This window comes from Flavobacterium cheonhonense, assembly GCF_035671315.1.
In the GTDB taxonomy this organism is placed as follows: domain Bacteria; phylum Bacteroidota; class Bacteroidia; order Flavobacteriales; family Flavobacteriaceae; genus Flavobacterium; species Flavobacterium cheonhonense.
In genome coordinates, this window is the sequence record NZ_JAXAVY010000001.1 from 871391 (window position 1) to 887595 (window position 16205).

13 protein-coding genes and 1 tRNA gene are annotated in these 16205 nt (G+C 39.1%); 8 read left to right on the forward strand and 6 right to left on the reverse strand.

Annotated elements, in window-relative coordinates:
- Window positions 1-6: 6 nt before the first annotated feature.
- Window positions 7-1026, forward strand: coding sequence for a LacI family DNA-binding transcriptional regulator (locus SK086_RS03850; protein WP_324689901.1), 1020 nt, complete (start codon window positions 7-9; stop codon window positions 1024-1026).
- 36 nt (window positions 1027-1062) lie between these two features.
- Here the strand turns inward: SK086_RS03850 and ribA are convergent, their stop codons facing one another.
- The gene (gene ribA / locus SK086_RS03855) at window positions 1063-1650 is read right to left on the reverse strand and encodes a GTP cyclohydrolase II (RefSeq protein ID WP_324689903.1); all 588 of its coding nucleotides are present in this window, start codon (window positions 1648-1650) and stop codon (window positions 1063-1065) included.
- Between the two features lie 192 nt (window positions 1651-1842).
- Here ribA and SK086_RS03860 point away from each other — a divergent pair, with 192 nt between their 5' ends.
- Entirely contained in the window at window positions 1843-2346 is a 504-nt protein-coding gene (locus tag SK086_RS03860; protein WP_324689905.1) for an ankyrin repeat domain-containing protein, read from the forward strand.
- 5 nt (window positions 2347-2351) lie between these two features.
- Window positions 2352-3113: a T9SS type A sorting domain-containing protein gene (locus tag SK086_RS03865; RefSeq protein WP_324689907.1), complete on the forward strand. Its 762-nt coding sequence runs from the start codon at window positions 2352-2354 to the stop codon at window positions 3111-3113.
- Window positions 3114-3167: 54 nt separating this feature from the next.
- On the opposite strand, the gene SK086_RS03870 is transcribed toward SK086_RS03865, so the two are convergent.
- Together SK086_RS03870 and polA are read right to left on the reverse strand one after the other, a co-directional pair.
- Window positions 3168-4478, reverse strand: a complete 1311-nt coding sequence (locus SK086_RS03870) for a serine hydrolase domain-containing protein (protein ID WP_324689909.1) — start codon at window positions 4476-4478, stop codon at window positions 3168-3170.
- 24 nt (window positions 4479-4502) lie between these two features.
- Complete coding sequence (gene polA, locus SK086_RS03875; RefSeq protein ID WP_324689911.1) at window positions 4503-7361, reverse strand: DNA polymerase I; 2859 nt, start codon at window positions 7359-7361, stop codon at window positions 4503-4505.
- 135 nt (window positions 7362-7496) lie between these two features.
- Between polA and SK086_RS03880 the strand changes: the two genes are divergently transcribed.
- Window positions 7497-8729, forward strand: coding sequence for a metallophosphoesterase (locus SK086_RS03880; RefSeq protein WP_324689913.1), 1233 nt, complete (start codon window positions 7497-7499; stop codon window positions 8727-8729).
- A gap of 74 nt (window positions 8730-8803) precedes the next feature.
- Window positions 8804-9100: a thioredoxin family protein gene (locus tag SK086_RS03885; RefSeq protein WP_290875450.1), complete on the forward strand. Its 297-nt coding sequence runs from the start codon at window positions 8804-8806 to the stop codon at window positions 9098-9100.
- On the opposite strand, the gene SK086_RS03890 is transcribed toward SK086_RS03885, so the two are convergent.
- Together SK086_RS03890 and SK086_RS03895 are read right to left on the reverse strand one after the other, a co-directional pair.
- Entirely contained in the window at window positions 9097-9738 is a 642-nt protein-coding gene (locus SK086_RS03890) for a polysaccharide deacetylase family protein (RefSeq protein ID WP_324689915.1), read from the reverse strand. The two genes, SK086_RS03885 and SK086_RS03890, sit on opposite strands and share 4 nt — an antisense overlap.
- 70 nt (window positions 9739-9808) lie before the next feature.
- On the reverse strand, window positions 9809-13087 hold the full coding sequence (locus SK086_RS03895) for a glycosyltransferase family 117 protein (protein WP_324689917.1): 3279 nt from the start codon (window positions 13085-13087) through the stop codon (window positions 9809-9811).
- A 224-nt stretch (window positions 13088-13311) separates the two neighbouring features.
- On the opposite strand from SK086_RS03895, the gene SK086_RS03900 reads away from it, so the two are divergent.
- A tRNA-Gln gene (locus tag SK086_RS03900) sits at window positions 13312-13382 on the forward strand.
- A gap of 93 nt (window positions 13383-13475) precedes the next feature.
- On the opposite strand, the gene SK086_RS03905 is transcribed toward SK086_RS03900, so the two are convergent.
- Window positions 13476-14300: a universal stress protein gene (locus SK086_RS03905; RefSeq protein ID WP_324689919.1), complete on the reverse strand. Its 825-nt coding sequence runs from the start codon at window positions 14298-14300 to the stop codon at window positions 13476-13478.
- A 170-nt stretch (window positions 14301-14470) separates the two neighbouring features.
- On the opposite strand from SK086_RS03905, the gene rimP reads away from it, so the two are divergent.
- Together rimP and nusA are read left to right on the forward strand one after the other, a co-directional pair.
- A complete protein-coding gene (gene rimP, locus SK086_RS03910) occupies window positions 14471-14938 on the forward strand; it encodes a ribosome assembly cofactor RimP (RefSeq protein WP_324689921.1) in 468 nt (155 codons plus the stop codon).
- Between the two features lie 11 nt (window positions 14939-14949).
- On the forward strand, window positions 14950-16191 hold the full coding sequence (gene nusA / locus SK086_RS03915) for a transcription termination factor NusA (RefSeq protein ID WP_290875440.1): 1242 nt from the start codon (window positions 14950-14952) through the stop codon (window positions 16189-16191).
- Window positions 16192-16205 lie beyond the last annotated feature (14 nt).

Consider the following 16205-nt stretch of genomic DNA (forward strand, 5'->3'; position numbering starts at 1 on the left):
GAAAAAATGAAGTCGAAAGCCACCTTAAAACAAATTGCCAAAGAGTTAGGTGTTTCTGTTTCCACCGTTTCCAAAGCACTCAACGGAAGTCCGGAAATCAGCGAGCCTACCAAACAACGTGTTCAGGAATATGCGAAGTTAAAAAACTACAAGCCGAATGTGATTGGTTTGAATCTAAAAAACCGTCGCACCAAAACCATTGGCGTTATTATTCCTAATATCTTAAACTCGTTTTTTGCCAAGGTGTTCAGTGGCATTGAAAAAGTGGCCGACGAAAAAGGGTATAAAGTCATTACTTGTATTTCCAATGAATCTTTGGAGAAAGAAATCAATGCGCTCGAAATGTTGAGCAACGGTACTATTGATGGTTTTATTCTTTCTATAGCCGAAGAATCTCAAAAGTTGCAACAATACAGTCATTTTACTTCTATCATTAATGAAGGAACGCCTATAGTAATGTTTGATCGTATAGCCGATGAAGTCAATTGCGATAAAGTAATTGTGGACGATTTTGAATCAGCGGTGAATGCTACCGAACATTTGATTAAAACCGGCTGTAAAAAAATTGCCTTGCTTTCGGCCATAGATAATTTGAGTGTTGGGAAACTCAGAGCCAAAGGTTTTTATAAAGCGTTGGAAAATCACGGAATGAAAGCCGATGCTAATTTGGTTATCTTAACCAATAACAATGAAGAATTCAACGATAAAATAGGCGGCTTTTTTATTAAAAATAAACCCGACGGCGTTTTTGCTTTAGACGAACACGCTTCGGTGACGGCTATGAAATTGGGTATCCAAAATGGCTACAAAATTCCGCAAGAGTTGTCGCTGATTGGTTTTGCCGATGGCGTTTGGTCGCGTCGTATGACGCCAAGTTTGTCTACGGTGAGTCAGCACGGGCCGGAGATTGGGGAAGTAGCAGCCCAGCTCTTGATAGACAAGTTGGAAAGCGAAGCTGACACCTATACTTTTACTACTACCACCATCAAAACCGAGTTGCGCCAAAGAGATTCAACCCGAAAATAATCTAATTACGGTTGGTTTAAGAACATTGCAGAGTTCCTATAAATCCAAGAAGTGTTTGAAAAACGACTTTTTGGTTTCGAGGTATTTTTTGCTTTCCTCAGATGCTTTAATTTCAATGGGAATTCGGCCTTTTAAAACAATAGGCGAGTTGTCAAAAACAGCTATTTTCTCAGGATTGTTGGTTAGTAAATAAACCGACTTCACTTTCAAGTCAGATAAAATGGCTAAGGCGTCTTCAAACGATCGGGAATCAGCGGGTAAGCCTAACTCTAAATTGGCTTCTACGGTATCTTTACCTTCTTCTTGTAGCTTGTAAGCCTTTAGTTTATTGATGATGCCGATATTTCTACCTTCTTGTCGCAAATAAATCAAGATGCCACCGTTTTCTTCAAAATACGCCATAGCACTGTGAAGTTGTTTCCCACACTCGCACTTTTTAGAGTGAAAAATATCGCCCGTTAAGCATTCTGAGTGGAAACGAATTGGGATAGTGGCGTCGAAATTGGTTTTTTCATGTATCAAAACGATGTGCGGCATCCAATCGTTTTCGTCCTCAGAGTAGGCGATGATTTTAAAATTTCCCCAATCGGTTGGCAGTATGGTTTCAACTTGATTTTGTAACATCACAATTTTCTTTTTCCAGCACCACAAAATTAGCTAAAATGTTGGAATGCTTGGTTTATTAATGAGAAAGTTGGAAATACGTTGTTGATTGAGCAGGAAAATATTACAGTATCCCGGCGCAACCTATTCTTGATTTTAGTATCTTTAAATGGTTAATGGGGTGTTTTTATGAGATTTATAAAATTATTTTTTTTGATTTTGGTCATTAGTATGCCAATTTTGTCCGCCGGGCAACAAGTTACGGATGTATTTGAAGTCGCTCGCAAAGGCACTGTCAGCCAAGCCGAAGCTATTGTGAAAACGAATCCCAAAGCTTTTAACGTAATTAACGAAAATGGATTTTCTCCGTTAATCTTAGCTTGTTACCGGGGGAATAATGAAATAGCCAAATTTATAATTGCTCAAGGTGTAGATATCAATGCTAAAAGCGATATGGGGTCGGCCTTGATGGCTTGCATAGTGAAAGGCAATAATGAAATTGCACAACTTTTAATAACTAACAAAGCCGATTTAAACATAACCGACAACCAAGGCACAACAGCACTCATGTATGCGGTTCAATTTAAAAATAAAGAAATCATACAATTGTTGTTGGTGCACCATGCCAATAAGGATTTGAAGGACAACAAAGGGAAGACGGCCTTTGAATATGCTGTTTTTTCCGCCGATGAAGCAATAATCAACCTGTTAAAATAACCAATATGAAAAAAATTACACTCTTACTCTTATTACCATTTTTAGGATTTTCACAATCCAAAGTGTCCAATACCGTTTCGGTTTCCAATAGTAATGTTACTATTTTGCTCAATAATACTACTCAAACAGCTACGTTAACCTTAATCGGTCCGTCTGATCGTTGGTTGGCCGCTCAATTCGGTTCTTTCTCTGGCGGAATGGAAGCTGATAGTGATGTTGTATACTACAACGGTACTATTTTAGTAGATGCAAAACATAACGGAATTGGTATAGCGCCAAGTGCCGATGCTCAAAACAATTGGACCGTTAGCTCGAATACGGTTACTTCCGGCGTCAGAACCATAGTGGCTACGCGACTATTTGATTCTCCGGACGCTACCGATTATAAATTCGATTATAACGATACGACTATAGGTATTGCTTTGGCGCAAGGAAATTCGGCTTCGTTTAGTTTGGCCTATCATGGAGCAACCAATAGAATTGTGAACACCGCAGTGCCTTTTACTAATTTAGGTGTTGCAGATTTTTCGCTGAACGCCGCTCAAATTTATCCCAATCCGACTACCGGAGATTTTACCGTTCAATCCAAAACTACGTTGACGCAGGTTAATATTTATACTCAAACAGGGGCGTTTGTCAAGACCATTACAGTAGATGACGCCGATAGCGCTGCGGTTACTGTAAAAGGATTGTCGACAGGTGTTTATTTGTTAGAATTGGTCAACGATACTACGGATAAGGCTTGGAAAAAAGTTATTGTAAAATAAGTTGGTTTATAATTTTAGTAAAAAAGCCGAAGTTTTTGACTTCGGCTTTTTTTATTATTCTTTAGTAAACTCAAACTCCATTCCGCCTTGTTTGAGCACCATTTTTTGATCACCGAAAATCATTTGAATTCCGGCGGTGTCAAAAACAAACTCGGTTTCACTTTTGGCCGTAAGCGGAAAAGAACTTTGTCCGGTGGCTTGAGCGGTCAAGGCGCCATTGTTTTCGGCTATGGTGATTTTTATGGGCAAACTTTTAGAACTGTAAGTGCCTACATATTTAGTACGCAGGGTTTCTGAAACGGTAAATCCTTTTACATCAGGGAATTGGTAATCGTTTCCGTAAAACAAACTCAACACTCCAATCATAATCTCATTGCGATTGAAATTGTCTCCGTTAACCACTATCGCAAAACCGGTTTTTTCTTCCATATTATATCCTGCTGCAGCTCTGAAGTTTTCAATACCTCCGGTATGACCGTAGAATTTTCGCTTGTCAAAAGGGGCAATGATCAAGCCTTTACCATAATTATCTCTCATGGTTTTCATTTGTTCCAAAGCAGCGGGAGAAACGAGTTTGCCATTAAAAAGTCCGCTTAAAAACAAATTCAAATCGTCCGAAGTTGACGCAATGGCGCCGGCTGCAAAGGCTAAGCTGTTATGCCATTCCGGTGTTTGTTCCCAAGTATTTCCGTTAAAGGTGAATGAATAGCCTTCGTTTTGCGTTGGCTCAATCTTTAGCGGAAGTAAAGTGTTTTTTAAGCCTAATTTCTTTACAATGCGAGTATGTAAATTCTCGGCATAGGATTTTTTAGTAATGTCTTCTAAAATATAGCCTAACAAATTGTAGTTCGAATTGCTGTATTTGAATTGCGAATCGGGTTCAAATGCCGAGGTATAGCCTTCGATGCGTTTGAGCAAATCGGCTTTTTTGTTTTCGATGTAAATGTATTGCGCTACCGTTGGATCATCGTTCAGGAAATCGGGAATGCCTGTTCTGTGATGCAATAGCATGGCTATCGTGATTTTATCGGCGTTAGCCACTTTCGGATAAAACTGCGATAATTTGGTGTCGAGTGATAGCTTTTTCTCATCTACCAATTGCATAATCATCGTTGCCGTAAAGGTTTTGGTAATCGAGCCGATTTTGAGTTTGGTTGCCGGATTTAATTTTTTCCCACTCGATAGTTCCGCCAAGCCATAAGCTTTGGAGAAGACAATTTTATCTTTTTCCAATATAGAAAGCGAACCCATAAACTTGTTATTGGTATATAAAAAGTTTAGTAAGCTGTCAATTTTCTGAAATTTATCGGTTTGGGCAAATACCGATGATAATCCGAATAAAAATAATAAGAGCAATTTTTTCATGTTTACATTGGTTTATGTTGATGATTAATGCGCTTCCAGCCAATTTTGGCCTACGCCCATTTCCACTTCTAATGGAACCGACATCGTAAAGGCATTTTCCATTTCATGTTTAATCATAGGCTTAATTTTTTCCAATTCCGAGTGGTGAACGTCAAACACCAATTCGTCATGAACCTGCAACAGCATTTTAGATTTCCAGTTTTCAGAGGTCAGTTTTCGGTGGATGTTAATCATGGCCAATTTGATGATGTCGGCGGCGCTTCCTTGGATAGGCGCGTTAACTGCATTGCGTTCGGCAGCTCCGCGTACTACAGCGTTGGCCGAATTGATGTCTTTTAAATAACGACGGCGACCTAAAACCGTTTGCACATAACCATGTTGACGGGCAAAATCGACTTGGTCTGACATATAAGATTTCAGTTTAGGATAGGTTTTGTAATAGGCTTCAATTAAGGCGGCGCTTTCGCTGCGGGAAAGCGATGTTTGGTTACTCAATCCAAAAGCAGAAACCCCGTAAATAATTCCGAAGTTTACCGTTTTGGCATTGCTTCGTTGCTCTTTAGTTACGTTTTCTAAAGCTACGTTGAATACTTTGGCGGCGGTGCTTCGGTGAATGTCTTCGTTGTTTTGAAAGGCTTTGATCATGTTTTCTTCTCCGGATAATGCGGCAATAATGCGCAATTCTATCTGAGAGTAATCCGCCGAAAGCAAACTGTAGTTTTCGTCTCTGGAGATAAAGGCTTTTCGAATTAATTTGCCTCTTTCAGTGCGAATCGGAATGTTTTGCAAGTTCGGGTTGTTGGAACTCAATCGACCTGTTGCCGCTACGGTTTGCATATAATCGGTGTGGACGCGCTGGGTTTTCGGGTCGACTTGATTCGGCAAGGCCTCAATATACGTACTTTGGAGTTTGACCATTTGTCGCCATTCCAAAATATCCCTAACGATTTGATGTTCATTGGCCAAATAACTTAATACTTCTTCGCCGGTAGCGTATTGCCCGGTTTTGGTTTTCTTTTGTTTGGCGCCGCCGATTTTGAGTTTGTCAAATAGTATATCGCCCAATTGTTTAGGGGAAGCCAAATTGAATTTTTCACCGGCCGTTTCATAAATTTTTTGCTCAAAATCGACGATTTCCTTTTGCATATCACTCGCCATAGTTTTGAGGAAGTTTACGTCTAAGCGAATGCCTTCGGCTTCCATAGCTGCGAGCACCGGAACGAGCGGAATTTCTATTTCATCGAATAGTTTCTTGGTACCGACTTTCTCCAATATCGGTTGGAAATGTTCTTTGAGTTGCAGCGTTACATCGGCGTCTTCAGCCGCGTATTCTTTGATGTCTTCTAACGGAACATCACGCATCGATAATTGGTTTTTACCTTTTTTACCAATGAGTGTCTCTATGGATTTAGGGGAATATTTCAAATAGGTTTCGCTCAACACATCCATATTGTGACGCATATCCGGATTGATGAGGTAATGTGCAATCATCGTATCGAAAAGCGGTCCTTTGATTTGAATGTCGTATTTGGCTAAGACTTTAAGGTCGTATTTCATGTTTTGCCCAATTTTTTCGATAGTTTCATTTTCGAAAAACGGCTTGAATTTATCGGCCAGCAGTTTGGCTTCTTCTTGATTTTCCGGGAAAGGAACGTAAAATGCTTCGCCTTTGGCCCAAGAGAATGACATGCCTACCAGTTCGGCATTTAAAGCATCAATTCCGGTAGTCTCGGTGTCAAAACATACGGATGATTGGTTCATTAAATTCTGCAAAAACAATTTCACACCCAAATCACCTTGAATAATCATATAGTTGTGTTGGGTGTTTTCAAGCGTTGCGTAATACGCATGTTGCGTTGGTTCGCCGGTTTCTTCATCCGAAAAACCAAATAAGTCAAATTGCTCTTCGTTGGATTTTTTGGCCACGGGTTTTTTGGCCATTTTTGGAGCCTCACCGTTGTCATCGCCATTGGCTTCAATCTCGTCGTATTCTTTTCCGGTACCGAAGAGTTTGTCGAACTGCGCTTTCATTTGTCGGAACTCGAGTTCTTGGAACAACGCATCGGTTTTCTCCACATCGGGTTTGGACAATTCGAAATCGGTAGCGTCAAAAGTTACCGGACAATCCAATAAAATGCGGGCTAGCTTTTTTGACAATATACCAAGCTCTTTGTTTTTTTCGATTTTATCTTTGAGCGCGCCTTTGAGCTTATCGGTGTTTTCCAATAGATTTTCCATCGAGCCGAATTCCTTCAGCAATTTTTTGGCGGTCACTTCGCCAACTCCCGGAAATCCGGGAATATTATCGGCAGAATCGCCCATCATGCCTAAAAAGTCAATGACTTGTTCCGGTCTTTCAATTTCAAATTTTTCTAAAACTTCCGGTACGCCCCAAATTTCAATGTCGTTACCCATACGAGCCGGTTTGTACATAAAAATATTTTCGGAAACCAATTGGGCAAAATCCTTATCGGGAGTAACCATGAATACTTTATAACCTTCTTTTTCAGCCTGTTTGGCTAGCGTTCCGATTAAATCGTCGGCTTCGTAGCCTGCTTTTTCCATGATCGGAATATGCATAGCTCGTAATAATTCCTGAATGTATGGTACGGCAATTTTAATGGCTTCCGGAGTTTCATCGCGATGCGCTTTGTACTCTTGGTACATCTCGTAACGGTAATCGCTGCCGCCTTTGTCAAAAGCCACCGCCAAATGGTCGGGTTTTTCGCGCTTAATAACATCCATCAAAGAATTCATAAAACCCATAATGGCAGAGGTGTCCATGCCTTTAGAATTGATTCTCGGGTTTTTGATAAAAGCGTAATAGCCGCGAAAAATTAAGGCGTAGGCGTCTAGTAGGAACAGGCGTTTTTGTTGTGACATTGCTGTAAAAAATTATAAAGCGTAAAGGTAACTAAACTTTGCCTTTTCACAGGCAGAAATATTTTAGTTAAAAATAGTTAAATCGGGGATAACAATGCTTTCTTTCTTTGTTAATTTGCCTAAAATTTGCGAAAGATGTTGCGTTGGATTTTCTTTTTTCTTTTTGTAGCCATAGTTGAGGTTTATGCTTTTCAGGCGCTTAAAACCATAACCAAAACCAAGTGGATTTTGGTGTCATACCAAGTCATCTCATTATTGGCCGTTTTGTATATAGTGTATCAATTCACACAATTTGACCGCAGAGTTGGGCAAAACAGCAAAACCCTGATTACTTTTGGGTTGTTGTTGTTGGTTTTTATTCCAAAGTTAATCTTAACGAGCATCATGTTGTTAGAGGATGTTTTCCGTGTTTTTTCGGGGACGATCACCCATTTTTTGGGAGACAACGACCGCGGTAGTTTTTTGCCGGAAAGAAGGCGTTTTGTGAGCCAGGTGGCTTTGGCGATGGCAGCCATCCCTTTTTCCTCGCTTTTGTACGGAATGACCAAAGGGAAATACAATTTCAGAGTTATTAAGCAAACCCTTTTCTTTCCCGACTTACCTGAAGATTTTGACGGTTTTACCATTACGCAAATTTCTGACGTCCATAGCGGTAGTTTTGATGATCCTGAAAAAATCAATTATGCCATCGACATGATCAACGATCAAAATGCCGATATGATTTTGTTTACCGGAGATATAGTCAATACGCATGCTACAGAAATGCATCCTTGGATTGACATTTTTAATCGCATTCAGCCTCATGCATTTGGGAAGTTTTCGGTTTTAGGGAATCACGATTACGGTGAGTACATTGAATGGCCGAGTGATGCCGCGAAACGTCAAAATTTTGAAGATATTAAAGATTTACACCGTCAAATTGGGTTTAACCTGTTGTTGAATGAACATACTAAAATCAAAAAAGGAAACGGCGAATTGGCGTTGGTTGGTGTTGAAAATTGGGGTAAGAATTTCAAACAAGCCGGCGATTTGAAAAAAGCATCTGAAGGCTTGACCAAAGATGATTTTAAGATTTTGATGAGTCACGATCCGAGCCACTGGGAGTATGAAGTGAAACACGATGAAAAGCATTACCATTTAACGCTTTCCGGTCATACACACGGTTTGCAGTTTGGGATTGAAATTCCCGGTATCATTCAATGGAGTCCGGTGCAATACGTTTATAAGCAATGGGCAGGTTTGTATGAAAATGTAGGGCGTTATATTTATGTAAATCGTGGCTTTGGGTTTCATGCTTATCCCGGTCGTGTTGGTATTTGGCCTGAAATCACGGTTTTTGAACTAAAAAAAGGGGAAAAAGTAGCATAATTAGTTAAAAATGCTACATTTGTGGTTTAATAGTTCTTTTTCCAAGGTAAAAGAAACAAAAATATTTTGGTTTTATGTCAAAATTTGGAGAATTAATCAACGCTCAAGTGCCTGTGTTAATTGATTTTTACACAGAATGGAACGAATCTTCAGTGTCCATGCATCCTGTAATCAGAGATGTAGCTGCAGCGCTTGGTGACAAGGCAAAAGTGATCAAAATTGATGTAGATAAAAATCAGGAGTTGGCCGAGGCATTGCGCATTAAAGGATTGCCAACCTTGATGATTTACAAAGACGGTCAAATGGTTTGGAGACAATCGGGGGAATTAGATGCCAATACCATTATCGCTTTAGTACAAGAGCAACTTTAGTCCATCTTTTCACAAACAAATTCATTTCTCTTTAGGAATTCTAAAGTTTTAGGCAATACATATTGTAAGTTTTGCCAAGCTTTATTGCTGTCGTGAAATACGATAATACTTCCGCTTTCGATATGGCTTATTACGTTTTGTAAGCATTCCTCCTGACTGACATTGGCGTCGAAGTCCATGCTAATCACATCCCACATAACAATTGTATAACCCGCTTTGCGTAAGGCTTTGGCTTGCGAAGGCTTGATTTTCCCATAAGGTGGGCGAAATAGTTTAGGATTGGTAGTTTGGAGTTTGAAATTCACCATAATCTCGGCACATTTTTCCGTGTTTTCGAGATACCGTTCCAAAGTAGTTTCCCAGCCTTTTAAATGGTTGAAAGTATGGTTTCCGATGCTGTGATTGTTTTCGATTATCTTATTAAAAATGTGAGGATGTTTCCGAATGTTATCGCCTATGCAAAAGAAAGTAGCCTTAGCATCGTATTGGGTTAATTGGTCTAAAACCCATTCGGTTATTTCCGGAATTGGTCCGTCGTCAAAAGTGAGGTATACTTTTTTTTCATTGTTCGGAATGTCCCAAACATATTTCGGGAATATTGTTTTGATAAACCGATTTGTCTTAACCCATAAACTCATACCATAAAAGTAAAAAAAGTGCCGATAGGATTGATTCTTATCGGCACTTTTTTAGAAATTAATAAGCAGATTATTCCAAATCTCTTCCGAAACGGGTAAAGCGTTGTACAAAAGAGTTGAACACCGGTTTGTTTTTGTTGTAGTATTCCAAATCGTTACGGTTTTTCATTACCAATAGCAAGCTTCTGTAGCGCTCAATATCGGTAACGATGTCGGTGGCAATTCCGTTTTGAATAGACGGTTGGATACCGGCGTAATACGTTAAGTTTTGTTTGTATTTGTTTGTTAATTTATCGAGCAATGCTCTTGCTTTGGCTTTTTCGCCTACTTCGTAATAAGCAGCGGCAAAGGGTTCCAACATGGTGTAATAGCCGTAGTAATCCATTGGCATTTTAGTCATCGCCAATTCGATAATTTTTTTGGCTTTGTCTGTTTTTCCCTCATTGATTAGCTGTTGGGTTAAACGCGCCATATTGGTTCGGTACGAAATACTGTTCTTACGGGTTTCAGGATCGTGGTAAATCGAAGTCAATTCGCCGTTGCCCCATTGCCATTGGGTTACCAAATTGTACATTTTATCGCTGTCAATTTGCCCCATGTCGTATGGGTTTTCTTTGTCGATAGGCGTTTTAATCGGAACTAACTTGTAAACCAAGCCATCGAGTTGCAGGTAATCTTTCATCCACAAATAGTCGTCGTCACCAAAACTACCGCCGGTAAAATACACCGGTCTTTTCCAATTGTTATTGGCCAAAATGTCCAACATCATCAATCGGTTTTTATATAGCGCACTTCCTTTGATGTCTAAATCAATGAAAGGAACAATAGAATCGTTCAACGCCGGATTAACCACTTTGTTTTTGATAATTGTATTTTTGTCTACCGGAATTCTGATTTTATTGGTCGGATAAAAATGAATGGTTTGTCCGTTTTGTAAATCAATAGTCGATTGCGGATTTTTGATGAACTTGATTAAGTCCTTCACATCCCAACGCGCATCGGTTTTCGGGATATGGGCAACATAGTCTAACTTGTCACCAACATACTCGCTGTGATCAAATGAAATGGGCAAACCTTCTGCCTCGTAAGTTTTGAATTTCATTTGGTCTATGTACCAATCCGTCATGAATAAACTGGTGTTTACAATTTTGATGTCGGTTCGGATACCTTCAATTTCTTGGGCATACCAAAGCGGGAAGGTGTCGTTATCTCCAATGGTAAACAAGATTGCATTCGGATCACATGAGTTGAGATAGTTTTTGGCCATGGCGATGGCGGTGTATCGGTTGGAGCGGTCGTGATCGTCCCAATTTTGACTTGCCATTAGCACCGGAGCGGCTAAAAGTGAAGCGGCGATGACAATTGGTCCGACTAATTTCGATTTTATATAATCGGTGATAATTTCATAAATTGCATATACACCAAAGCCCAGCCAAATCGCAAATACATAGAACGAACCTACCAAAGCGTAATCGCGTTCTCTCGGTTCGAAAGGTCTTTCGTTAAGGAAAACTTTTAGAGCTATGCTGGTGAAAAGGAATAAAACCAATAACACGTAGAAACTTTTAAGGTCTCTTTGCGCATGGTACATTAAACCAATTAATCCTAAGATGAAAGGTAAGAAGTAATATACGTTTCTACCTTTGTTGTTGATGGCATCATCCGGAAGATTTTCCTGAGAGCCTTTGCCTAAATGAACTTCATCGACAAACTTGATGCCGCTGATCCAATTACCATCTAAGTTGTCGTATTTCCCTTGGATGTCGTTTTGTCTTCCTACGAAATTCCATAACAAATAGCGACCGTACATATAGCCGAATTGGTATTCGCCCATGAACAATAAGTTATCAGCTGTTGACGGTTTTTCTACAACCAAATAGTCGCTGTATTTTTTCAGGAAATTTACATAGTCTTCATTGTCGATTTGCTTTTGGGCATAAGCCGTTTTAAAATCGTTAATATTTTTTTGCATTTCATCTTTCAACTGACCTACGGCTTGCATTATTTGTTCATCGCTTAAGCTGTCTAAATTTACGCCGTATTGCGCCAAATCTTCCTCGTAAGGGTAGTTGTGGTTTAAAGTGAATTTCGGTGGCCCTGTGAATTGGATATAGTTTTCGATATGATCCGTGCTCCACATACGAGGCAAGATTGCTTTGTGGTTGTCGTCGGTGTTTTGTTCGGCGTTTTTGTAGTTGTTTACGATTACATATTTACCGGTTTTATAATCTCTTTCGTAGTTAGGTGCTTTGTCTAAATAGGGTTGGTCTTCATCCAATCCGGCAAAAGTATCGGTGTATTGCGGACCGTAAAACAAGGGATTCACTCCGTATTGCTCACGGTTGTAGTAGGCTAATACCTCTGCAGCATCCGAAGGTTTGTTTTCGTTGATGACCACATTAGCGTTGGCACGGATCGGTAACATCATCCAAGTTGAGAAACCGATTAATACAAACAGTATACAAAGCAATGCCGTATTGTAAAAAGGATGTCCTTTTTCACGGGTGTACTTCAATCCGAAATAGAAAAAGGCAATCACCAACAGCGCGGCTATGATGGTACCGGAATTAAAAGGCAAACCAATGCTGTTAACCATGAAAATTTCCATCTTACCAAAGAAAGCCAAGGTGTAAGGAAGCAAAAGTTTGAAAATGAATAACAAGACGGCTACAATGATAACATTGGCTACGACGAAACTCAGCAGGGTTATTTTTTTGTAATTTTTAAAGTAATATAAGAATCCGATTGAAGGGATGGTTAATAATGCCATAAAGTGCACTCCAAAAGAAAGACCGATTAGCAATGAAATCAGCAACAACCAACGATTTCCTCGAGGCGTATGCATGTCTTCTTCCCAGCGCAAAGCCAACCAAAACAATAAGGCAATGAACAAGGAAGCCATCGCATATACTTCAGCTTCAACGGCGCTGGCCCAAAAACTATCAGAAAAAGTAAAGGCAAGCGAACCTACCATAGAACTTCCCAATACTACAATGGCTTTGTTTTTGTCGAATTCGGTGTAGGATGATACTATCTTTCTCAATAATATAGAAGATGACCAAAACATAAACAATATGGTAAAGGCACTCGAAAATACCGAGGTCATGTTGACCATCAAGGCAATGTTTTCTTTGCTGAAGGCGAACATTGAGAAAAACGCACCTATAATTTGGAACAAAGGTGCTCCGGGAGGATGTCCTACTTCCAATTTGGCTGCTGTGGAAATGTATTCGCCACAATCCCAAAAACTCATGGTGGGTTCAACAGTTAATGAATAAGTGATTAAGGCGATGACAAAGGCTGTCCATCCTAAAAGGGTATTCCACTTGTTGAAGTTAAAATTCATCATAGAAATAGGATATGAGATAGGTTTATTTTTACGCTTACAAAGAAACTATTTTTTTTAACGTGATTTAACCCGCTTTAATAAAAATTTATAAAACAGTTAACGGATTAATTTCAAGTTTATTATGGGTTTGACGAAGAAAGCAAAACAAAAAACACCTAATTTTTTTAGATAATTGTTTGTGTAAAATAAAATTTGTTATAAATTTGCACTCGCAATAAGCCAATTGGTCTATGGTGTAATGGTAACACTACGGTTTTTGGTGCCGTCTTTCTAGGTTCGAGTCCTAGTAGACCAACGATAAATCCCGCCTCAAGCGGGATTTTTTGTTTTTATTCCATTCGTAAAAAAAGCCGCTGTTAAGCGGCTTTTTGATTTTGTATCTTCAAAATTAAATTTTAAAAGTAACAACCGGTTTAACAGCATGGTTTACTAAGTCTTCACTGATACTGCCGTTAAAGAAGTGTGCTAAGCCTTTTCTTCCGTGAGTGCTCATGCCGATTAAATCAGCATCAATACTGTTGGTGAAATTTAAGACGCCGCTTTCTACATTTACATCGTTGTAAATGTGGGTAGCTAATTTGTTGATGTTGAAACCTGCAATAAAAGAACTCATGATTTCGTTAGCAATGTGAGTTGGTTTAAAGCTGCTTGGTGTATTGATCATAACCAAATGTAATTCGGCGTCAAATTTATTAGCAAATTCTACTACTTTGGCAAAAGGCTTTTTGATTTCGTCGGCAAAATCAGAGGCGAAAACGAATTTTTTCACTTCGAAATCTCCGGCTTCTTTTTTGATGATTAGTACAGGGATTTCAGAGTTGCGCACCACTTTCTCGGCATTAGAACCAATAAACATTTCTTTGAAGCCGCTCGCGCCATGTGAACCCATAACGATTAAGTCAACTTCATTTTTCTTGCTGATATTCATAATTCCGTCGAAAGCCAATTCAAACTGAATGATTTCAGAAACTTTTACACCTTCTAAACTCGGGTCGTCCATTAAGTCTTCTAAACGATTGATCGCAGCATTTTTGAATAGCATGATTTCAGGCAATTCATGACCGCTACCAATAGCATCTCCAGCTTCGCTAGGCAATTCTAACATGTGAAGTAAAAAAATTTCGCCGTTGTTTTTTCTCGCAATTTGCGCCGCAACTTTCAAGGCATATTTGGCATGTTCAGAGAAGTCTGTTGGGACTAAGATTTTTTTCATAATATAAAAACGTAATTTTTGGATAGGATATTTTAACACAATAAAGGTATTCAATTTTTTTGATTTGGCAAGGAATTTTTAATTTATAAAAAAATAACTATATTTGCACCGTTATTTACCATACAAATTAAATAATGAGGGAAGCAGTGCTTCCCTCTTTTTATACAACAATGACATTTAAAGACAAAGTTTCAAATTTAATAGCGGAAGAATTGGAAAACAATTCCTCCTTGTTTTTGGTAGATTTAAGTATTTCAGAGAGTTATAAAATTACCGTAACTTTGGATGGCGATAATGGCATAACTTTGCAGGATTGTATAGATGTAAGTCGTGCTATAGAAAACAACTTGGATCGCGAAGAACAAGATTTCTCATTGGAAGTGGCTTCTGCAGGCGTTTCGTCGCCCCTAAAACTGGTAAGACAGTACAAGAAAAATATTGGTCGAAACCTAAAGGTTAAAACCACCACATCGGAAACCATCGAAGCCAAGTTAGAAGCGGCTGATGATGATAAAATTACGCTGACTTGGACAGCGAGAGAACCAAAAAAAATAGGAAAAGGAAAAGAAACGGTAACACACCAACGTGAAATTCCTTATTCAGAAATAAAAGAAGCAATTGTTACAATAATATTTTAATTAAAACAGGCATGGAAAATATTGCATTAATCGAATCATTTTCAGAGTTTAAAGACGATAAACTTATTGATCGAGTAACGCTTATGGCGATTTTGGAAGATGTATTTAGAAACGCATTAAAAAAGAAATACGGTTCTGATGATAACTTTGATATCATTATCAATCCTGACAAAGGAGATATGGAGATTTGGAGAAATCGCGTGGTAGTAGCTGATGGAGAAGTGGAAGACGAAAACCAAGAGATTGCTTTGTCCGAAGCGAGAAAAATCGAGCCTGATTTTGAGGTTGGTGAAGATGTATCAGAAGAAGTAAAATTAATCGATTTAGGAAGAAGAGCTATTTTGGCATTGCGTCAAAACCTGATTTCTAAAATTCATGAACACGATAACACCAATCTTTACAAGCAATTCAAAGATTTAATCGGTGAAATTTATACTGCCGAAGTACACCATGTTCGTCCAAGAGTTGTAATTTTGGTGGATGATGAAGGCAACGAAATTGTATTGCCGAAAGAAAAACAAATTCCGTCCGACTTTTTCCGCAAAGGAGATAACGTGCGCGGAATCATTGAAAGTGTTGAGTTGAAAGGAAACAAGCCGCAAATCATCATGTCGAGAACAGCGGATAAATTCTTAGAAAAACTATTTGAACAAGAAATTCCGGAAGTATTTGACGGTTTGATTATGATTAAAAAGGTAGTGAGAATTCCGGGTGAAAAAGCGAAAGTAGCTGTAGATTCTTATGACGACAGAATTGATCCGGTGGGTGCTTGTGTGGGAATGAAAGGTTCTCGTATTCACGGTATTGTTCGTGAGTTGGGCAACGAAAACATTGATGTAATCAACTTTACCAGCAACTTGCCGTTGTACATCACCAGAGCTTTAAGTCCGGCTAAAGTATCTTCTGTTAAAATCGACGAAGAGAAAAAAAGGGCCGAAGTATTTTTAAAATTAGAAGAAGTTTCCAAAGCCATCGGACGTGGTGGTCATAACATCAAATTGGCCGGATTATTAACCGGTTATGAGTTAGATGTAATCCGTGAAGGCAGCGCCATTGAAGAAGATGACGTTGAATTAACAGAGTTCTCAGACGAAATCGACGGTTGGGTAATCGACGAGTTTGCTAAAATCGGTTTAGATACCGCTCGCAGCATCCTGAACCAAGATGTAGCCGATTTGGTAAGAAGAACTGATTTGGAAGAAGAAACTATCTTAGAGGTAATCAAAATATTGAAAGAAGAGTTTGAAGACTAAGCTTTCGCCAACAC